Source organism: Paenibacillus sp. Soil750, from assembly GCF_001428045.1.
GTDB lineage: Bacteria > Bacillota > Bacilli > Paenibacillales > NBRC-103111 > Paenibacillus_E > Paenibacillus_E allorhizoplanae.
In genome coordinates this window covers 23,050-42,960 of sequence record NZ_LMSD01000015.1, presented here as the reverse complement: position 1 = coordinate 42,960, position 19,911 = coordinate 23,050, and the positions used below count along the sequence as shown (strand labels likewise).

Genomic DNA, 19,911 nt, shown 5'->3' with positions numbered 1-19,911 from the left:
TTCGCTTAGATCGGAATATCGAAACTCACGCTGGTACCCTGCCCTAGACTACTCGTGATCGTTAAGCCACGATATGTTTCCGGGAGTGACGGGTAGTAGAGCTGAAGACGCCGCTGCACATTGGAGATGGCCATGCCTTTCCCTTTGGCAGATGGAGCATTGGTATTAGGAGCAGCGCCAGTAGATGAGCCCAGATTTGTGCTCGATGGGGAGCTCGATGAGGAAGAACTCGAATCCGTGCCCGTGGCTGCACTTCCGCGTTCCATCGACTCCAGCACTGCTTGCAGTGTCTGTTCATCCATCCCTGGACCGTCGTCTCGTACTGTGACGCGCAGTTCCGACGTCTCAAGTGGCGACGGTTCCACGCGAATCGTGATCAGCCCCACTCCGATTTTGCCTTCCAAGCCATGCAAGATAGCGTTCTCCACCAAAGGCTGAATCAGTAGCTTCGGAATATGCACGTGACTGTACCTCTCATCGCTGTCAATTTCCCAAACGAGGCGCGAGCCGAACCTCACACTCATAATGCTTAAATAACGCTTGATGTGCTCCAATTCCTCTGATAGGTTGACCCACACATCCTTATTCGGATTGCCGATAACATAGCGAAATAAATCAGACATAGCTACAACAAGATCGGCTAGCTCTTCTTCCTCTTTTTCCTGCAGGGACCAGTACAGTGCTTCTAATGTGTTATATAAAAAATGCGGATCAATCTGTGCTTGTAGGGCTTGCAGCTCTGTTCGGCTTTGGATCATTTCTTTCTCGTACACGAGTTTAATGAGTCGATTCATGTTATCTACCATTTGATTATAGGTCATGTTCAAGTCATTCAACTCCGTGGTGTAAGACTGCGTCAGATTCGGCGTCAGTACCCCTTGCCTTGTATTCCTCATGGCTCGCATCAACCTGAGAATTGGCCTCGTAATCATCGAAGATAGAAGAAATGACAGGATAATAAACAGCACCAACCCGATAGCTCCAGATACGATAATCGCCCAACGCAGCACGGAAATCCCATCCGTCACATCACTCACTGGATACAAAATCATCAACGTCCAGCCCGTCTGCTCGGAGAGCTGCTTCACCAAAATATACCGTTTCTGCTCTAACGTAACTTGTTGCGAATCGGTATGCATCAGCCCGCTGATGTTAGCAAGCGCTCCGCCTTCAGAGACAATGGGCCTTGCCGAGCTATCGGCTAACAGCATCAATTCGCGCTGCCCTGTATCGGGGAGCTGGCTTTGGAAATCGAAATAGCTGCGATTTATCCGCACCATCAAATACCCGCCATTCGAGAACCATCGGTCAATTAAATTGATCCGACGAATGGCTAGAACCGTGTCCGGATTCTTCGGATCGTTCCCGATCCACACCAGCCTGCCCTTCTCTTTATCTGCCTGTTCAATCCAGTTCGGTTCGATCAGATCCGTTAACTTCTGTTCATCTAGCGGAAACATACGTGCAAAATCCGTCGTATACAACTCCACATTGCTCACACCACTGTAGGCTTGAATGTGATTGGCGATTTTCAAAAGCGACTGTCGCTCGCTGAAGTTTGGCGCCTTCCCTTGAACCGATGCTAAAAACAATTGCTGCAAGTAAACATCATTTACAGCCTGTAAGGTCAATGTATCGATTTGTGTAATGATCGCTTCCAGTCTGCCGTTCGCTTGACTGGCGATTTGCTTCATCTGTGTCTCCGCCTTCGTATTGAGAAGGGTGGACACCGAATTGTACGTAATCGCGCCTGCACAGACCAGAACGATGATCATCACGGCAATGAATCCCGCTAGCATCTGATTGCGCAATGTATTCCAGTTAGCCAGCTTTTGCCACAAGCAGAATTCCCCTTTTCACGTAAAGTAAGTGTTTTCAATATGCCAAATCATACTACATACGAGTTAGTTTGGCTATTAAACTATTGGTGAATGGCGTGGAACATTTTGGAGATGCAATAAAGATTGCGGCAGGAGTTGCGGGAGAGGTAACTTGCGTGGGGCGCAGCGTGGACTTTTGCGGGCTATAAGTCGATTTTTTCGACTTGCAACAAAAAAGCCCACCCACCTTCACATCAAATGTGAATAGGTGAGTAGACTTATCGACTCCAAGTACAACCGTAACTAGCGCTTCTTACTGTGGTAAAAGAAATTAGGCAGCTTCACTTCATTCGAGTAATGCTGATGAAAAATATGCGTCGTTGCTGGAGACATCGGTGGAATCAGCCACGTCCAATCACCCGTGACGTCGCGCCCGCTTTTCTCTTCGTTGTCCTCGAAGCGTTTGAACTGCTTCGCTGCGGTGTGGTGATCGACGATAGCGACCCCCTGCTGCGCAAATGAATGCAGCACCGCTACATTCAGCTCGACGAGCGCTTTGTCCCGCCATAGCGTTGATTCGTGCCGTGTGTCGAGTCCCATGATCGACGCTACCCGCGGCAGCATATCGTACCTAGCCTCATCGGCGAAGTTCCGCGCGCCGATCTCGGTTCCCATGTACCACCCGTTAAAAGGAGCCGCGGGATAGATCACGCCGCCAATTTCGAGGTACATGTTTGCCACCATCGGCACCGCGTACCATTGCAGGTTCAGCTCCGCGAAGGTTGGCAGCTCCGGATGGCTAATCGCCACCTCCAAAATCAACGCCTTCGGTATCTCAAACAACCTCGGCGCTCGTTCTCCCACTTGAAGCATGAGCGGCAACACATCAAAATGCGTACCCGCACTCTGCCAACCAAGCGCCTGACATTGCTTCGTGAAGGCCACTGAAACAGGGTCGCCCACGACGCCATGTTCGGCCTCATAGCCCGCATAGCGAATCAACTGCTCATTCTTAATCTGAACAACAGGCTTCCCTTCACGTGATGGGGGAAATATCGTGATGACGGGGCGGATTTTACCGCCATTCGTCGCTTCCTCGATATGCCTGAACAGCGCCTCGGCAGCGGCTTCTTCCGTCTCTATATGACGAGCGTCATGTACACGAAGCGACTCCCAGAACAAACGCCCAATGCAGCGGTTGCTGTTGCGCCAAGCCAATTTCGCGCCATGCGTCAACTCTTCAACCGTATGCTCATACGTCCCGGTATACTGAATCGCTTGCGTAATCTCGGCAATACGCGTGTTCATTTGCGCCTCACTTTTGCCCAATTCGGTATAGCATTCTTGTATAAAAGGGATCGCTTTCTCTAGCTGCTGGTCCTGAACTTTCATCGGTATAACTCCAATCATTTCACACTAAATTGGTCGGGAATATAGCTGATGTGGGAGGTTGCGACGATCGTTAGCTCGCCTTTCTCGTCTGCAAACTGAACCGCATCATCACCGACATAGAACCATAATTTCCGTGTAGGCTCATTCTCAAACTCTTGGAAAACAAATACATTGAGCTCCTCTTTCCATTTCAAAAGCTCCGCAATCCGCTCCGGTTGATCAATCTGAACACGGAACAACCACTGTTCACCTTGCTGCTCCCATGTATAGGGGACAGACTGCTTGCTTGTATCGATAAAAGCACGACCGCCAACCGCATGCTTCACTAGAAACGTTTCCTTCATCACTGCAACCTCCTCTATCTCTCCAATATCGCCTTATGGCAGATCAATAAGCATGAAATGTGTATCTTCGAGCGCACGAATTGTTAACGTTGACTCCGCCTGGATACGCGCACTGTCCTTTGTTTCAAGTACCGCATCATTGGCCGAGCATTTCCCGCTCACGAGCATAAGGAAAATACGACGACCCTCGCCCTGCTCGAACACTAACTCTTTCCCTGCATCCAGTTTACTCAAGTAGATACTCATGTCTTGATGGATTTTTGCGATGTGAGGGCCGCCTTCAGGCGTTACGACCGGCAACAGATGATTAACCATCGCCTCTGGCTCATATGTCACATTTTCAAAAGAAGGCTCAATTCCTCGCTTCGCAGGCATAAACCATAGCTGAAATAGACTCATCGGTTCCGTTTCCGATGCATTATACTCGGCATGAATCACGCCGCTTCCTGCGGACATTCGCTGTACACCATTAGAAGCCGTAATAGCTACATGGCCAAGGCTGTCTTCATGCTTAATTGCTCCGCTGAGCACGATACTGACGATCTCCATGTCACTATGGGGATGCGGGCCAAAGCCCCGTCCTGCTGCGATATCATCGTCATTACACACACGCATGACACCAAAGCTGACGTTTTCTTCATCAAAATAGTCGCCAAATGAGAAGCTTTTGTGGCTCTTGAGCCACCCCAAATCAGTTGAATTACGCGTGTCGGCCGGGAAAACTTGGATCACAGCAATCGCCTCCTTCTATAAGTACCTCTAGCTTATCACACTCAGGGTATGGACTCCATGTCGGAACAATGGCGGAACGAAGCCAGTTTTGTGACGAAGTCCATGTGGGTTGTATGCGTCAGGTGTCCTAACGGACACACTGGGCGTTATTTCAAACAAATTAGCTCTTTCTATGAACTAACGGACACTATAACCGTTATCCCAGCATCCTACCCTCATTTGAGGCCAAATTCCGTTGAATAGCAGCTTCTATGTCCGTTAGTTTTTCAAAATCCCTCATTTGCACGATTTAAGGCCTCTCATGTCCCTTAGCCACGATGATCAGCTAATGTTGCGGTCTGCGACTAGTCTTCCTCCAACATCCACTGCTCAAACAGTGCTTCCAGCTTCCCCTGCACGAGTTCCCGCTTCTCCCAAAGCTCCGTGAGCTCCGCCGGTGTCAGGGTCTCGCTTTCCTGCTGCAGCCGCTCATCCAACGCTGCCAACTCCGCTTCTACGCTCGCGATCCTTTTCTCCAGAGCGGCTTTTCCAGACGCCGCCGCTGGTTTCCCCCGCTTAACAGCGGAAGCCTCAGGCTGTTTCACTTTCTCTTTCACTTTCGCTTTATCCACGGTGGTGAGCCTGCTTCGTTCCTCGGTTAAAAGTGCTTCCCGCGCGCGAAGCTCGCCGCTCTTTTCTTTATAAGCATCAAAATCACCTAAATACACCGTAATCTTCCCCTGATCCAACTCCCATATTTTACGCGCCAGCCGGTTCATAAAATACCGATCATGCGTCACCGCCAGCACCGTGCCGGGGAATTCCTCCAGTGCATCTTCGAGCGCTTCGCGCGAAGCGATGTCCATATGATTCGTTGGCTCATCCAAGATCAGCAGGTTTGGCTTGCGAAGTACAAGTAGGGCTAAGCGTAATCGCGTCCATTCGCCGCCAGACAAGGAACTTACCGCTTTGAACACATCCGCGCCATAAAATAAATACGCAGCCAGCCGCCCTCGCGCTTCCCCTTCTTCCAGCTTCGCTTCCTCGCAGAAATACGCCAGCACGGATTTCTTGTCATCCGCCGGATACGCTTGCTGCGCTAGATAACCGATGTCGACGCGAGCCCCGAGCTCGAGGTCCCCGCCATCCGGCTGCACTTCACCGAGCAGCATCTTCAGCAGCGTCGTTTTCCCTGAGCCGTTATGCCCGACCAGCATCACCTTCTCGCCGTATTCGAGGGAGCCGCTCGCCTGCCCTAGCAGCATCTTCTCGCCATATCGCTTCGTGACATTCTCGAAGCGCAGCACCTTGCGGCCGGAGCGATCCTCCGGCTTCAAATCGAAATCAGCCGCCTTCGGATCGAGCACAGGACGCTTGAGCTTTTCCATCCGATCCAGCGCTTTCTGCATAGAGAACGCCCTGCGGAAAAACTTCTCATTCCCGCCGATCCTCCCCCACTCAATCAGCTGCTTGATCGTCTCTTTCATTTTCTTAATAACCTTCTGCTGCTCTTGGTATTCCGCGAACTGCTGAAGCAGACGTACTTCCTTCTCCTTCACATAGCCCGAATAAGAACTGTGATACGTAGTTGATTCACCGTCTTCCAACTCCACGATTTTCGTGACAACGAGATCCAGAAAGTAACGATCATGGGAGACGATGATACAAGCGCCATCATAATGCTTGAGGTAATCCTCCAGCCACTCCACACCAGCCAAATCCAAATGATTCGTCGGCTCATCCAGCAGCAACAGATCTGGTTTACCGATTAACTGGGAAGCCAATGTAATCTTCGTCTTCTCTCCACCCGATAGCGAGGCAAAGCTTCGCTCATAAACCCCCTTCTCGATCCGCAGTCCATTCGCCACTTGATCAATGCGTGCATCTAACTCGTAACCGCCTTCGCGTTCGAATCGCTCCTGCAGCACAGCATATCGCGATAGCAGCTGGTCCATCCGCTTCTCATCGCTCATGACCGTTGGACTCGACATTTCGCTCTCAAGCTGGCGCATCGTCGCGCGGCACGCAAGCAGCTCTTCGAAGCTGGCAGCCAGCACATCGTACACCGTGAAGCTTTCCCAAGCGCTTGGGATTTGGGCTAAATATCCGATCCCCGTATCTTTACGTACCGTCAGCTGCCCTTCGTCAGGCTTCTCCATTTTGGCAATAAGGCGTAACAATGTTGATTTCCCACTGCCATTACGACCCACAAGTCCGACACGTTCCCCTTGATGGATTTCAAATGTCACATCGCCCAGCACCAGCTGAGCACCGTGGTATTTTTTTATATTTTGACCATTAATAATTAACATAATAAAGGATCCTCCTTGGTTTGAAGACAGACCCTGACCTGCACGCAGCTAACACAAAAAGGCCGCAGGAAAATTCCTACGACCTTTCGGATCAATTCCGTAGAGGGTTAAGGTAGGCGTCTTTTCGTGAGTTGGTAAACCGTATGCGAATAAGTGGACAGACCTCTCGCGTCTTTGACTTCTGCATGAACGATGCCAGCCATCGCAATGGGTAACTGGCTCACACGGTTGTTTACGAACTCTCGATTCATCCTACCTTCACCTCCTTCAATTTACACTCTGCTAAAAGCATATCATAACCATCGGTCAATTCGCAATGGGCTCTGATGAGTCAGGACATGCATGGCATCGATTGCCCCTACATCAAGCTCCAAATCTGCTTACCCACCAACAGCACACATACCGTGATAAAAAGCGGGCGCACATAAGCCGATCCCTTACGGATCGCCATGCGAGAGCCAAGTAATGCGCCGCACACCATCGCAAGTCCCATCGGGATGCCGATCCAATAATTAATGGAGCCCAGCGCCATAAAGGTAATTAAACTTGCGATGTTGCTGCCGAAATTGAGAATTTTGGCATTGCCTGCTGCTTTGACGAAATCGAAGCCGACCATCAGAAAAACGAAAATAAGAAAAGATCCTGTTCCTGGGCCAAAGAATCCGTCATAGAAACCTAAGACAAACGCAGCGCAACCCATTAGGAAAGCCGTCCTCGCCGAGTACTGACTGAAGGTCGAGATGTCTCCCCAATTTGTGCGGAATATCGTATAAATCGTAATTAGAATCAGCATCACCACAACCAGTGGTTTTAGAAAATCGGAAGGAATTTGCCGCAGCACGAATACCCCGCACACCGCTCCAGCCAAGGATAGCACGAACAATCCGCGTACCGCTTTGAGATCAACATTCCCTGTCCGCATAAACGAAATCGTGCTTGTCAGCGACGACATCGTCCCCGCTAATTTATTCGTACCTAACGCCAGCGCTGGTGGCATTCCTGTTGCAAGTAAGACTGGCACCGAAATAAGCCCGCCTCCCCCAACAACCGAATCTACATAGGCTGCCAAGAAACCGCCGACGATAACGAAAATCATCATTTCCCAACTCAAATGCAACATGATGTAAATGAACTCCTCTTGTGTATGAATAAGTAATGGTTTGTCCAACACCTATTCTCGCACGATGTTCCCATTCAAGCAAGAATTTACCCAAGGTAAAATAATCAAAGGTTAAACAGCAGACTTCTGTAATTCCTCTATCATCCGATCAACGATGAGATCAGTAGGCAAATCACCTTGAATGATGACATCCGAATTTGTTTTCACCGTCTTTACCATTTCTAAATAAGCTGCTCTTCCCCTGGCCAAATAGTTCTTTAAATCACTCTGCAGTTCGTGCATCGCATGCTTTTGCTCGTTGCGTAAGATACGTCTGGCCATGGCAATATCCAACGGGGTGTCAATGTAGAATGCCAAATCAATAAAGTTACGCACGGCATCATTCAAGTAGGCAAAAGGGTAATCGAGGACAATATAGTCGAGTGATTGATCTTTAAGTAACAACTGAATATCTGTAATAAGAGGAGAGAGCACCCATGCATTGTAATCTGCCCCTTCTTCCACCCAATCACATATATCTGGGCAATTCTCAAACTCATAATCATCAAAATAGAGGGCCTGAGCATGATCTAATCTATGGATTAAGTGTTTGATTGTCGTTGTCTTACCTCCACCAGAAACGCCTGAAACAGAAAGTACTCGTGGCCTTTTAATCATGAACGTCACACTCCATTAGGAAAAATTATCCATATTAGCTTAACACACTTCCTCGTTAGGGGCCTATTAAAATACTTAACAAAAAGCCGCCGATCTTCTCAGCAGCCTTAGCGATTTTACAAATTGTGTGGGTCGTGATAATCCTTTACTATGAAACCTCCAACAAGGCTCATCTTGAAGCCGTTCCCGAGCTTCGCTCGTATTTACGACAACTCAAGCTGTTGCTGACCTAGATACAGGTGATGTGTCATCCTCCACAAATAAAAATAACCCCACAGCTCATCCCTGTGGGGTATTTCTATGCTACTATTTATCTCAACGTTTTCAACGCGCCGCTCCAAGCTTTCACTTGATCGAGCATCGCATTCACGTTGTCTTTGTGTAGGTCAGCTGGCTTGAATACGGAGAAGTTTTCGAAATCTGTAAACAAGGAGAACGTCGGATGCACACGAACGTCTGCTACCAAAAGCTCGCCTAGAATACCACGCAGATGTTCAGCTGCACGAGCACCACCTGTTGATCCGTAGCTCACGATACCAGCGGCTTTGTTATTCCACGGCTCACGTGCGGAGTCCAATGCATTTTTCAAAGCACCTGTAATGCTGTGATTATATTCTTGAACAACGAATACAAATCCGTCCAGGCTTTCAAGCTTCGTATTCCAAGCTGCAAGTCCAGGTTCTTGCCCTGTACCTTCGCCGAAGAAAGGAAGTTTATACTCGGCAATATCAACTATTTCGTACTCAGCATCTCCACGCCCGTCAGCAATTTGCTTAACCCATTCGCCTACTTGCGGGCTAACACGACCTTGACGGGTGCTGCCAAGAATAATACCAATTTTCAGTTGCTCGTTCGACATCTTTGTTACCTCCTAAAATAAAGTGAATTACTTACTTAACGTAACTTCATCAGTATAACGATTAATTCGGACGACTGGAAGTAGGCACTTTAAAGATACCGGGTATACTTTAGGAAACCTACTCTTAATTAATAATCCCATGGGAAACAATTTCAACTTTCATCGAAACTTGAAATTTCGCCTTCGGATATTCAGTCTCCCAGTCCATCTTTTTCCATTCATTTGGATAAAAAGCCATCACATCCCTCGCAATACCCAAAGCGTCGGAATTTGCCTGCTGAAGCTGCTTGCATATCCCATTGGCCTCTTTTGTTATGACCTCGGAGAATTGCTTATTCAATTGTTCAACCTTTTGTTTGTCGGCTAGGTCATTCTTTGCATATTCAATGACTCTTCCCTTCATTTTCAGGTTGAGTTGAATCTGCACTTGCCCCTCCGCGTCAATCCAGACCTCTTTTTTTCGCTTTAAGTTCGATATGTTAAGTGCTAAATAATCGGAGGGTTCGTCTTTTTCATTGGCAGCTTCCTCCTCAATATCTCTTGTGATCACACAAATGTCACCTTTATCTCCGTTCATTAATAGATACAACATCGATTGCTCTGGCGATAAAGAATAACCTGTATACTTGCGTTCATGCACAAGAGCCAATCCGTCAACCACAGCTTTATCAGTCTCCTTTCTTAGAATCGGAATGACGGGATCTCGCCCTGAATCATGCAGCATGGGATAGAGTGAATGCAGCGTCATTGAAGGAATGATCGTTTCATAGCTAGCACTCCTAAGGATTTTTCGCAAATATTCACCTGCCGTTGCAGACCCAATTCGATCGAGGCGAATCAAGTCGCCAGCTTGCCCGCGAACAATAGCCACTTTTGCAAGCATAGGAACATTTGAAGTCCGAAAGGACGAGTCCAGCATTTGCGCTAAATCTTTTTTTGCCACCTTCTCCCCGAGCAGCATGACTTGATTTTTGGAGGTACCTATCGGGCCTGCGATTTGCAACCCAATTTTTTTGAATAACGCATCTTGCAGCGTATGTCCCGATGCCGTTAACACCTCATGGACGGGTGCCGTTCGTTCCTTACCACCAGGCGATTGAATGGTTACGGTAGTGACGATATCCTGCTGATCGTTCATATCAATCGAGGCTGCATAGATGAGCTGCAGGTTTTTGAGCTCATTTCGATAGTTGCATCCTGATAGTATTAGGAGACTAAGGCAGCTAATCACTAATTTTCTCATATCGGTGGCATCCGTCCCCTTTCCCCGCTCAGCCAGGCTACCAGTAGGAGCACGATCGGAATCCCGAAAATAATAAAGCTATCGTATTGAGTGATCTGCTCTAAGAACTGGACTTTATTCTCCGATCGCCAGAATATCCCCGTTAGACAGACAAGTGGGACCAGATAGTAAATCGCTTTACTGTGCTCATTTCGATGAAATAAGTACCCCAATCCCTTCCCTGCACTGTAAAGATAACTGATCTGTGTTGACGTTACTTTTACCAGCCAGATAGAAAGAAAAAGAAGATCCAATCGTTCTAGAAACGGCAAGGAAATTCCATTGAGATAGTACGGCACGGGCTGCGGAATGTAGTTAATCGATTCCGGACTGAAATTTGTATAGCAGATGAGAACTATGATCAGAAAGAAGGCGGTTGCCAATCCATTTGCCCACAGAATAGGAGGAATCAAGCTCTTTCCTTTTGCTTGAATATCGGAATTCAGCACTAAAACTACTTCAAATCCCAAAAAGGATAGCAAAGAGCTTTTTACTCCCAACAATATGGCATGGAGCCCTTCTTGCCCAACAGGCAATAGATAGCGGTAATCCATCGTGCTAAAGTTCGTCATCATGATCGCCAGCATCACAAAAACTAATAGAGTAATTAACGCATTGTAACGGGCAATAATCCGAATATTCTCCTTGGCCATGTATAAGCAAACAATAAAATTCGCAACGATGACGAGCCCGGGGTTCGTGTGGGGTAATATCCATAACTCTACGAACGTCATTTCCATCAATAAAATCAGACAGCTCGTAAAGGTAAAATGTAAGATATATACCATATTAATCACATTCCCGAAGTATTTGCCCACAATGAGAGGAACAAATTGATATAGATTTTGTCGGGGAAATCTCTGGCATAACAATGCGTATGCTACCAGAATGAGTTGGACGCAAGCTCCAGCCACAAGAACTGAAATCCACCCATCTGCACCCGCGGCTTTATGCAAATCATAAGGGAAAGAAAGCACAGCGATACCGATCTGTGTTTGCAAAATGAAGGCAAATAATTGAACCCTAGTCATGATGCCCTCCTATCTGACGCTTTACGGCGGAAGATCCGTTTTGGCAACTGAACAAGCGTAGTCAGAATGCGTCTTGGTTCGAAAGGCGTGAACGGATAGAAATAAGGCACACCGAATGTTTCGAGTTTACTTAGATGCATGAACAAGAGACAGAAGCTAAAGGCAATACCCGCAAAACCAAGCAGCGAAGATGCAAGCATGATGGGGAAAGAGATAAGCCGAATAGCAAGGCGCATTTCATGGGAAGGCATGCTGAATGAAGCGACTGCTGTCAATGAAATGACAACAATCATCGTCGTTGAAACCAAATTGGCATTCACAACTTCACTTCCAATCACGAGACCTCCTACGATAGACAGCGTAGCTGCGATTGATTTCGGCAATCGGATCGCGGCTTCCCTGAGCAACTCTAGCACGGTAATCATGAACATCGCTTCCATGAGCGGATTGAATGGGATATTTTCCAACGAGGCCTTCAATGAGAACACCAAATCAATCGGCAAGATATCAAAATGATTCGAAACAATGGATATATATACGGACGGTAGCGCGATACCGATCATAACGCTGATGAACCGGAGGAATCTGAAAAAGGTCCCATTCCACCACCTGACATTAAAATCATCTGCCGCTTGAAAAAACATAAAGAAGGTTACAGGAAGAATCGTCGCGAACGAACTTCCGTCTATGAGTAGTGCGATACGTCCTTCCATTAAGTGCGAAACAGTCGTGTCGGGTCTCTCGGTTAACAGCAATTGTGGGAATGGCGATAAATGACTGCTTTCCAACCGATCGGTAATTTGTCCAGACGATTTAATGAAGGTAGCCTGATTCGTGAGCAGGTTGGCGATAATATCGTCAACAACTGTCATGTCGGCAATATCACACATGTATAACAGCTTTACGTTCGTCGGGCTTTCGGAGCCTAAGGTGAAATGCCGCTCAACTAGGTTCGCATTTTTCAACCGTTGGTGGACCAGCTGCCCATTGATATAAACGTCATCCACGAATCCGACATGTGATCCGCGAATCGTTTGTTCATTTTGTGGTTCACCCACAGTATTCACGACTCTTGCACTTGCATCTACCAATACAATATTCATTCTTTGCTCCAACAGAATAGCGCACTTGCCTTGAAGCATCCCTGCTGCTGCAGTCTTCAAATCGGTGACAATCTCAATATCCAAAATAGGAAGTATATCCTCAAGACGGCCTTCGTGAGATTGCAGTAACGGTTTGAGAATGTCTGATTGCAGCTTATCTGTATCTGTAATGGTTGATAAATAAAGAAGACTTCCCCTTAGGCTTTGCATGGTGAATTCCCTGGAGCGCACATCGTCGGAAGAATGGAAATACTGGAATAGGTTTTGTATATTCGTCTCGATCTCATCAGAGATCAGAAGAGAATCCTGCTGCATTTCCATACCGCGTCCTCCGTCCAACTACATTTCCGTTAGTATTTACCAGTTTCGCGAGATTATCCAGATACAGCCATGCTCTCACCAAAAAGCACCTCCAGCCGCAATTGCAGCCGAAGGTGCTTCGTATTCTAGGTATTAACCCAAATCAGGCGTATCTATCAGTTCAATGATGGCATTCTCCGTATGGTGCAGTTCCAATACGATGATCTCATTGCGCCCTACTTTTAGTAGAGGAGCTGGCAGATATAACGTGTTTTGGGGGCCTTTGTCCCAGAAGCGGCCGAGGTTGAAGCCATTGATCCATACGACGCCTTTGGACCAGCCTGCCAACTTGACGAACGTATCTCCTGTTCCATCTACAAGGAATTCCCCGCGATAGAGGGTCGGACGATCTATGAATTCGCTATCCACGCTGACTCCTGATAAGTCTTCTCCTGTCGTCTGAACGAATGGAACCGCCGCTATATTGTCTAGTGGCAGTGGATGAATCGTCCAGTCAAAAAGGAACTGATTATTCATTCTCACGCCTTCTGTGATCCCTTTGCAATCTCGAAGCCGCGGACCGTAATTAACGCGTCCCATGTTCTCGACGACGATTTCTAGTTTCGCTCCCCCAGCAGGAATGTCCATTTGGAGTGGACGTGGATCCCAGCGTTCTACCGTACCTTGGTACACGCCATCTAGGAAAACTTGCGCACGATCGTGTACCTCTTGCAGGTGCAAGCTTTCGCCGATTCGAGGCCCGGATATCTTCGTTGCGTAGACGATGAAACCATAATCTTGTCCGAGATGCTCCATCGACACCGGATAGGTACGCTTGACTGGTTTCGTCAGATACGCCAAAGATTCCAGCAAATCAGCCTTTTCCGTCAAAGCAATTTGCCCATAGCTTTTCTTCTGAATTGGCGCAGGCAGCGCGGGAAGTTCCTCTACCGGTATGCCCAAATGGTTGGCGATTACCTTACGCACACCGCTATATTTCTCCGTCACATCACCGCATTCGGACAAGGGTGAATCGTAATCGTAGCTAGTAATTGTCGCTTCATACTTCTCTTGATAGTTCGCACCGTTGTAGAATCCGAAGTTTGTCCCACCATGGAACATATAGAAATTAACCGAAGCACCCGCTCGCAGCATCCGATCGAACACATCCGCGACGTCCCCAGCGTCCCTCGTGTGATGGGGCTTCAACCAGTGGTCAAACCACCCGTTCCAGTACTCCATGCAAAAAAGCGGCTCATCCTCGCGATATTGACGAAATTTCTCGAAAGCTTCTTCCGGCTGTGAGCCGAAATTAACCGTAGCCAGCGTCCCCGGCACCGTTCCGCCTTGCAGCATCCCATCCTCGGGACCGTCTGAGGTAAACAGCAGCACGTCCACACCACGGCTAATTAGGCCGTCTCTTAAATAGGTTAAATACGCAGTATCATTCCCGTAGCTGCCATATTCATTCTCGATTTGCACCGCTAGAATCGGCCCGCCATTCGTGCTCAGCAGTGGCTTCAAACGAGGAATCAACTCATCGTAATAGCGATCGACTTTTTGCAAATACATAGTATCCATACAACGTAATTTCATCGAAGGATATTGAAGCAGCCAAGCCGGCAGTCCACCAAACTCCCACTCCGCACAAATGTAAGGACTAGGCCGCACGATCACATGTAGACCAAGGTTTCCTGCCAGCTTTACGAATGCCTCCACGTCCGCAAGGCCGCTGAAGTTGAATTCACCTTCCTTCGGTTCATGCAAATTCCAAGGTAAATACGTCTCAACCGTATTAAAACCGCAAGCCTTCAGCTTTAATAAACGGTCTTCCCAATAGGCCGGTACTACGCGGAAATAATGAATAGCTCCTGACAAAAGTTGGATAGGCTCCCCATCTAATAGAAATTGCTTACTTCCCGCTGTTAAAATCGCCACGATGATCCCTCCGAATTATCCGTATGAATGTTCTTTATTCTTCTCTCATCATCGCTGATTCCTACCGTTCTACTCAATCTCCAAATAGCGCAAATTCTATACCAAATGTGCCAAAGGATGCTATGATAGAAATATTAAAACCAACGAACAAACGCGAACTAGAGTCATCAATACCACCAATCGAACACGAACTGGGGGCAATCCGCATGGAGGATTTATATAGGGATAATTACCGTTTTCCGAATATGATTCAGACGCTGCAGGTCGTCGGTTGTCACTTTGGGTTGCAGCCCCCAGGGTGGGCCTATCCGAGGCACCATCATCATTTATTTGAGCTGCTGTACTGCTCGGAGGGTGAAGTCTTGCATGAGATCAATCGCCAATCCATCACCATGTTCGCAGGCGACTGGCTGCTTATTAAGTCTGGTGTCCGACATCAATCCGCCAACCCCTCAGCTGTGCATTATGGATATTTTAATGTCCATTTTGATCTCGACGATACGGAAATTCGCAGTCTGCTAGCGGCAACACCCTTCCAGCTGATCCGTCAAAAGCAAGCCTCCACGAGCAAGCTTCGCAGCTACGTAGGTGAATTAGAAGCCGTTGTGGCGCGCAACCGGCTGTTAGAGCAAAATGCTGAGCAGGCTGGGTCGTCTCAGCTGCTTTTTGAAGATAAGCTGCTGCTGCAGTCCTACACGCTGCTCATCATTCATGACGTGCTCGCGCTGCTTCGCGCCCAGCAGCACACAGAAGTGAAAACAACGAACCGCGATGCGTCGTTGTTCTCAACTGACGTCGCTCACGCAATCGAGGAGAAGCTGTCCCTCGGTCTCGGCGAGGAAGCTTCTGTCGCGGGGATCGCCAAAGAGCTGAACATAAGCCGCAGCCAGTGCAGCAAGCTGTTCTCCAAGGTGTACGGCCTATCACCGCGCCAGTATGTTAGTCAGCTGAAGCTGAAGCAAGCCAAAGAATTGCTCGTTACGACCCATCTGTCGATGAATCTTATCGCCGACAAGCTTGGCTTTCAATCGGCCAGCCACTTCTCGCGGCAATTCCGCCGCTGGACTGGCCAGTCGCCAAGCGAGTTCCGGCCGAAGCACCATACGGTGCAATAGACTGGTGTGCATGGTGATCTGTAAGTCGCTATAATCGACATACTCGACACAACCAGCAGTCGATTACGCAGAAAGGCCACTAAGAGAACGGGCTACCGTTCCTCCTAATGGCCTTTTTCTGTCTTACTCTTTACTCTCTCTCTACTCTCCACTCTCTACTCACTACACACTACTCACTACTCACTACTCACTACTCACTACTCACTACTCACTACACATCACTCACTTATCCGTACCTCAATACCAAGCTCCTCAATCGTATCCACCCACTCCTTGGGGCAACCGGCGTCGGTGATCACCATGGAGATTTCCTCTAGCTTCGCGACTCTGGCAAACGTAGACAAGCCGAATTTGCTATGATCTGCGATCAGAATGCACTCTTCTGCTCTTTGCATCATTTTGCGCGAGATCACGGCTTCAGCCAAATGAAAATCAGTAATTCCATCCGTTAACGAAATGCCGCTAGCTGAAATAAACGTTTTGTTTACTTTAAATTGATCGAGCAGTTGATCAGTCAGGGTGCCTGTCACAGCCCGACATTCTTGATTAACTTCTCCGCCAGCAAAAATAATTCGTCCACGGAACGTTTCCATTGCTAAATTGAGAATCGGGATAGAGTTCGTAATTAACGTCACATTCGTCTTGTCATTCAAAAAAGGGACGATTTCAATTGTCGTTGTCCCATTATCCAGCATGATCGTTTCACCATCTTGAACGAGTGACGCGGCTAATTTCCCAATTGCTGCTTTCTCTGGTTTCATCATTTGTACACGATTTAAAAAGGGAGGCTCGACCATCTCCATGCGCATTTTGACGGCGCCGCCATACACCTTGCGTAGTTTGCCTTCCTTTTCCAAACGGTCCAAATCTCGACGCACCGTCTCCGTTGAAACGGTCAGCAGCTCCGATAGGTGATGTACTTGCACTTTCCCTTCCATTTCCAAATGATTCAGTATCGTCATCCTGCGATCTTCATAGGTTAATGACATTATGGCCTCCTAATATGACCGATAGTTTGTAAATGTTGTTGTTTTATGTTGTTTTCATTAGTTTAGGGGTTCGAGCTAGGTGTGTCAATCGGAGGAACTTCACCACCTGCCACCAACGAAAATTGCTCGTTGACAGCTTTGCTTAACCAGTTTACAATTGTCAACAAACAACAACATTTTGTATTAATTCAACACAATTCCACAAACAATATGCAAATCGGAGGCTATAATCATGTTCAAGCAGCAACCGCTGACTTTTCGTGAGGATCGTACGTTTACGATCACACAGTTTACAGATTTACACTGGATTGATGGCAGAAAGGAAGATCAACAAACCCTCCGTTTGATGGAAGAAGTACTCGATGCGGAGCAGCCTGATCTCGTCGTTTTTACCGGAGATGTCATTTACACAGGACCTGTTTCGGAAGGTGAACACCACTGTGAAGAGCCCCTTCAAGCTTTTCGCGACGCCGTGCAAGCTGCCGAATCTCGCCAAATTCCATGGGCAGTGGTATTTGGCAATCACGACACCGAAACCCTCATCACAAGACAAGAGCTCATGAACAGCGTCCTCACGTATCCCTATTCAGTGACTCAACCTGGCCCTGCTGAGCTTAGCGGCGTTGGCAATTACCGCCTTCCCCTCAGTGGCCGTGACGGACAGCCTGCAGCGAGCTTATACTTTTTCGATTCAGGAAGTCGCTCTACAGTCCCTCAGATTCCAGGCTATGACTGGATTCACCATGATCAAATCAGCTGGTATACCGAACAGTCTTGTAACGAGCAGCGTGAACTGCCTGCACTCGCTTTTTTCCATATCCCGCTTACCGAGTACCAGCACGTTTGGGAGCGTGCGACATGCTATGGGAACAAATACGAAAATGTCTGCTGTGCTCACGTTAATTCAGGATTGTTCGCCGCTATGGTTGAAATGGGTAATGTCGTTGGAACCTTCTGTGGACATGACCACATCAATGATTACTGGGGAGAACTTCACGGGATTCGTCTCTGTTATGGGAGAGCAACTGGCTATAATACATATGGCAAAGAAGGCTTTCATCGTGGTGCCAGAATGATTCGCCTCCGCGAAGGTGAACGTACTTTTGAAACTTGGCTGCGACTCGCTGACGGCACCGTCATCCGTGATCAACCCGAACATTCACCAACGCTGTAACCTCACTTACGTTTGGAGATGATCACTTGTTGACTGCGTCAATTTTACTCGTTATTGCTTCAGGACTTACACACGCTATCTGGAGCCTGTTTACCAAAAGCAGCCTGAACAAAGGCGTCTTCCTATGGTCCATCATCATGGTCACTACCGTTCTTCTACTTCCTTATTTGATCAAAGAATTATGGTTCACTCCCTTAACTTTATCTGCATACGGACTACTTTTACTTTCCGCCGCTTTACAAGCTGTTTACGCTCTCTTACTCTCGCGCACCTACAATATGGGGGATCTCTCGCAGATCTATCCGATTATGAGAGGTACCAACACCTTATTTATCCCGATTGTCGGTGTCCTGTTTCTACGCGAATCCTTATCGCCACTCGGATGGACGGGACTGTCTTGTATGGTGATTGGCTTCCTGTTACTCAGCGGTATCTTCACAAGTTCGCGATCTTCTGGACAGACGTCTGCCAAATCCGTTAAGCCCTTCCTAATGGCGCTTAGTGTAGGGCTGTGCACGACTTGCTACGTACTTGTCGATAAGCTGAATCTCGCACATATCTCGCCTATCGCTTTATTAGAAGTGACGAATATTGGATTCGTCGCAGGGCTCACACCGCTTGTCATTGCGTCCAAACAACTGCGTAGAGAGTGGAAGATAAACTTCAAAACGATTGCTCTCGGCGCAATTCTCAATCCAGCATCGTATTTATTATTTCTCTTCGCCATGAAATACGCGCCTGTTGCCCATATTTCCCCCCTGCGCGAAATAGGGACTGTTTTTGCCACCATTTTAGGCATCGTTATCCTCAAAGAGAAACAAGGTACATTACGCATTCTTTGCTCTATTCTAATTTTATTAGGGATTTTAGTTATCAGCTTTTGGGGTTGAAAAAGGGGAGGAACATCAATGAGCACCTATAATCGTGTCATTATCATTGGTTGGGATGGCGCCGGCAACTTTGTCCGTGATGCGCATACACCGAATTTAGATCGTTTATTTGAAGCTGGGGCTTTCACGCTCGAAGCGCAAACCGCATCGCCTACGATCAGCGCGGAGTGTTGGGGGACGCTGCTGCACGGAGTTGATCCTGTGAAACATGGACTTACGAATACCAAAGCAGAAGTAGAAACCTTCCCCGAAAACTCACCCTATCCGTCTATTTTCCGCGTTGTTAGAGCAGCATTCCCTCTTGCTAAACTAGCGGCCTACAGCGCCTGGAAGCCCATCAACGATGGGATTATTGAGTCTTCGATCGGCGTTCATACAATTTCAATGCCTGATGATGAGCTAGTCCAAGCTATAGCTGCCTACATACATGAGAACCCAGATTTCAAGCTGCTCTACGTCCAACTGGATCTCCCCGACGCCGCTGGTCATAAGTACGGGTACAATATGCCAGAACAGCATCGTGTCATCGAAGAGTCGGATCGTCACACTGGCGTTATTTTAGGAGCACTTGAACAGGCTGATCTGCTAAAAGATAGCCTCATCATCGCCGTCACCGATCACGGCGGTGGTGGCGAGAATGCTTTTAATCATGGCAGTGATCATCCTTTAGACAAAACCATCTTCTGGAGCTGTACAGGTCCCGGCATCGCACCTGGCACCAAGCTCGACAATGTCAACATTGCCGACACAGCAACCGTCGTCGCCCATGCACTCGGACTGGATGCACCCGCTTCTTGGGAGGGCAAACTACCTGAGGGTTTGTTTCCCGACATGTAATCGCCTCAACGCAAAGAAAGCCCGACTTTGTCCACAA

At 47.9% G+C, this 19,911-nt stretch carries 18 protein-coding genes; 4 read left to right on the top strand and 14 right to left on the bottom strand.

What is annotated here, in order from left to right; all coding sequences use genetic code 11:
- Nucleotides 1–5: 5 nt before the first annotated feature.
- The 13 genes from ASL11_RS18285 to ASL11_RS18230 form a co-directional block, all read right to left on the bottom strand.
- Nucleotides 6–1,841 carry a sensor histidine kinase gene (locus tag ASL11_RS18285; protein ID WP_235550511.1) on the bottom strand — a complete coding sequence of 612 codons (1,836 nt, stop codon included), beginning with the start codon at nucleotides 1,839–1,841 and terminating at the stop codon, nucleotides 6–8.
- Between the two features lie 282 nt (nucleotides 1,842–2,123).
- The gene (locus ASL11_RS18280; RefSeq protein ID WP_056617756.1) at nucleotides 2,124–3,212 is read right to left on the bottom strand and encodes a nitric oxide synthase oxygenase; all 1,089 of its coding nucleotides are present in this window, start codon (nucleotides 3,210–3,212) and stop codon (nucleotides 2,124–2,126) included.
- Nucleotides 3,213–3,226: 14 nt separating this feature from the next.
- Entirely contained in the window at nucleotides 3,227–3,556 is a 330-nt protein-coding gene (locus tag ASL11_RS18275) for a hypothetical protein (RefSeq protein WP_056617754.1), read from the bottom strand.
- A 33-nt stretch (nucleotides 3,557–3,589) separates the two neighbouring features.
- On the bottom strand, nucleotides 3,590–4,288 hold the full coding sequence (locus tag ASL11_RS18270) for a pirin family protein (protein ID WP_056617751.1): 699 nt from the start codon (nucleotides 4,286–4,288) through the stop codon (nucleotides 3,590–3,592).
- A 344-nt stretch (nucleotides 4,289–4,632) separates the two neighbouring features.
- Nucleotides 4,633–6,579 (bottom strand): ribosomal protection-like ABC-F family protein, encoded by a 1,947-nt coding sequence (gene abc-f / locus ASL11_RS18265; RefSeq protein WP_056617748.1) that lies wholly within the window; start codon nucleotides 6,577–6,579, stop codon nucleotides 4,633–4,635.
- A gap of 107 nt (nucleotides 6,580–6,686) precedes the next feature.
- Nucleotides 6,687–6,830, bottom strand: a complete 144-nt coding sequence (locus tag ASL11_RS37100; RefSeq protein ID WP_164483572.1) for a hypothetical protein — start codon at nucleotides 6,828–6,830, stop codon at nucleotides 6,687–6,689.
- Between the two features lie 107 nt (nucleotides 6,831–6,937).
- Entirely contained in the window at nucleotides 6,938–7,699 is a 762-nt protein-coding gene (locus tag ASL11_RS18260; protein ID WP_056617745.1) for a TSUP family transporter, read from the bottom strand.
- 111 nt (nucleotides 7,700–7,810) lie between these two features.
- Nucleotides 7,811–8,356 (bottom strand): hypothetical protein, encoded by a 546-nt coding sequence (locus ASL11_RS18255; protein WP_056617742.1) that lies wholly within the window; start codon nucleotides 8,354–8,356, stop codon nucleotides 7,811–7,813.
- Nucleotides 8,357–8,666: 310 nt separating this feature from the next.
- Complete coding sequence (locus ASL11_RS18250; protein ID WP_056617739.1) at nucleotides 8,667–9,215, bottom strand: NADPH-dependent FMN reductase; 549 nt, start codon at nucleotides 9,213–9,215, stop codon at nucleotides 8,667–8,669.
- Nucleotides 9,216–9,339: 124 nt separating this feature from the next.
- Complete coding sequence (locus tag ASL11_RS18245) at nucleotides 9,340–10,458, bottom strand: Ger(x)C family spore germination protein (RefSeq protein WP_056617736.1); 1,119 nt, start codon at nucleotides 10,456–10,458, stop codon at nucleotides 9,340–9,342.
- Nucleotides 10,455–11,528, bottom strand: coding sequence for a GerAB/ArcD/ProY family transporter (locus ASL11_RS18240; RefSeq protein ID WP_056617733.1), 1,074 nt, complete (start codon nucleotides 11,526–11,528; stop codon nucleotides 10,455–10,457). The genes ASL11_RS18245 and ASL11_RS18240 overlap by 4 nt, the downstream gene beginning before the upstream one ends.
- The gene (locus ASL11_RS18235; RefSeq protein ID WP_056617729.1) at nucleotides 11,525–12,952 is read right to left on the bottom strand and encodes a spore germination protein; all 1,428 of its coding nucleotides are present in this window, start codon (nucleotides 12,950–12,952) and stop codon (nucleotides 11,525–11,527) included. The genes ASL11_RS18240 and ASL11_RS18235 overlap by 4 nt, the downstream gene beginning before the upstream one ends.
- A gap of 132 nt (nucleotides 12,953–13,084) precedes the next feature.
- The gene (locus ASL11_RS18230) at nucleotides 13,085–14,869 is read right to left on the bottom strand and encodes a glycoside hydrolase family 35 protein (protein ID WP_436238775.1); all 1,785 of its coding nucleotides are present in this window, start codon (nucleotides 14,867–14,869) and stop codon (nucleotides 13,085–13,087) included.
- A 206-nt stretch (nucleotides 14,870–15,075) separates the two neighbouring features.
- On the opposite strand from ASL11_RS18230, the gene ASL11_RS18225 reads away from it, so the two are divergent.
- On the top strand, nucleotides 15,076–15,984 hold the full coding sequence (locus ASL11_RS18225) for a helix-turn-helix domain-containing protein (RefSeq protein ID WP_056617722.1): 909 nt from the start codon (nucleotides 15,076–15,078) through the stop codon (nucleotides 15,982–15,984).
- 218 nt (nucleotides 15,985–16,202) lie between these two features.
- Here ASL11_RS18225 and ASL11_RS18220 read toward each other — a convergent pair whose 3' ends face one another.
- Nucleotides 16,203–16,973 (bottom strand): DeoR/GlpR family DNA-binding transcription regulator, encoded by a 771-nt coding sequence (locus ASL11_RS18220; RefSeq protein WP_056617719.1) that lies wholly within the window; start codon nucleotides 16,971–16,973, stop codon nucleotides 16,203–16,205.
- 232 nt (nucleotides 16,974–17,205) lie between these two features.
- On the opposite strand from ASL11_RS18220, the gene ASL11_RS18215 reads away from it, so the two are divergent.
- From ASL11_RS18215 to ASL11_RS18205, 3 genes are read left to right on the top strand one after another with little or no spacing between them, the layout of a single operon-like run.
- Complete coding sequence (locus tag ASL11_RS18215; RefSeq protein ID WP_056617715.1) at nucleotides 17,206–18,147, top strand: metallophosphoesterase family protein; 942 nt, start codon at nucleotides 17,206–17,208, stop codon at nucleotides 18,145–18,147.
- A 26-nt stretch (nucleotides 18,148–18,173) separates the two neighbouring features.
- Nucleotides 18,174–19,037 carry an EamA family transporter gene (locus ASL11_RS18210; protein ID WP_056617711.1) on the top strand — a complete coding sequence of 288 codons (864 nt, stop codon included), beginning with the start codon at nucleotides 18,174–18,176 and terminating at the stop codon, nucleotides 19,035–19,037.
- 18 nt (nucleotides 19,038–19,055) lie between these two features.
- Nucleotides 19,056–19,874, top strand: coding sequence for an alkaline phosphatase family protein (locus ASL11_RS18205; protein WP_056617707.1), 819 nt, complete (start codon nucleotides 19,056–19,058; stop codon nucleotides 19,872–19,874).
- The last annotated feature ends 37 nt before the right edge of the window (nucleotides 19,875–19,911 follow it).

Excerpts from the sequence above, each read along its gene's own strand:
- ASL11_RS18280 (WP_056617756.1), bottom strand. The coding sequence starts at position 3,212 with ATGAAAGTTCAGGACCAGCAGCTAGAGAAAGCGATCCCTTTTATACAA.
- ASL11_RS18275 (WP_056617754.1), bottom strand. The coding sequence starts at position 3,556 with ATGAAGGAAACGTTTCTAGTGAAGCATGCGGTTGGCGGTCGTGCTTTT.
- abc-f (WP_056617748.1), bottom strand. The coding sequence starts at position 6,579 with ATGTTAATTATTAATGGTCAAAATATAAAAAAATACCACGGTGCTCAG.
- ASL11_RS37100 (WP_164483572.1), bottom strand. The coding sequence starts at position 6,830 with ATGAATCGAGAGTTCGTAAACAACCGTGTGAGCCAGTTACCCATTGCG.
- ASL11_RS18260 (WP_056617745.1), bottom strand. The coding sequence starts at position 7,699 with ATGTTGCATTTGAGTTGGGAAATGATGATTTTCGTTATCGTCGGCGGT.
- ASL11_RS18255 (WP_056617742.1), bottom strand. The coding sequence starts at position 8,356 with ATGATTAAAAGGCCACGAGTACTTTCTGTTTCAGGCGTTTCTGGTGGA.
- ASL11_RS18250 (WP_056617739.1), bottom strand. The coding sequence starts at position 9,215 with ATGTCGAACGAGCAACTGAAAATTGGTATTATTCTTGGCAGCACCCGT.
- ASL11_RS18245 (WP_056617736.1), bottom strand. The coding sequence starts at position 10,458 with ATGAGAAAATTAGTGATTAGCTGCCTTAGTCTCCTAATACTATCAGGA.
- ASL11_RS18240 (WP_056617733.1), bottom strand. The coding sequence starts at position 11,528 with ATGACTAGGGTTCAATTATTTGCCTTCATTTTGCAAACACAGATCGGT.
- ASL11_RS18235 (WP_056617729.1), bottom strand. The coding sequence starts at position 12,952 with ATGGAAATGCAGCAGGATTCTCTTCTGATCTCTGATGAGATCGAGACG.
- ASL11_RS18225 (WP_056617722.1), top strand. The coding sequence starts at position 15,076 with ATGGAGGATTTATATAGGGATAATTACCGTTTTCCGAATATGATTCAG.
- ASL11_RS18220 (WP_056617719.1), bottom strand. The coding sequence starts at position 16,973 with ATGTCATTAACCTATGAAGATCGCAGGATGACGATACTGAATCATTTG.
- ASL11_RS18215 (WP_056617715.1), top strand. The coding sequence starts at position 17,206 with ATGTTCAAGCAGCAACCGCTGACTTTTCGTGAGGATCGTACGTTTACG.
- ASL11_RS18205 (WP_056617707.1), top strand. The coding sequence starts at position 19,056 with ATGAGCACCTATAATCGTGTCATTATCATTGGTTGGGATGGCGCCGGC.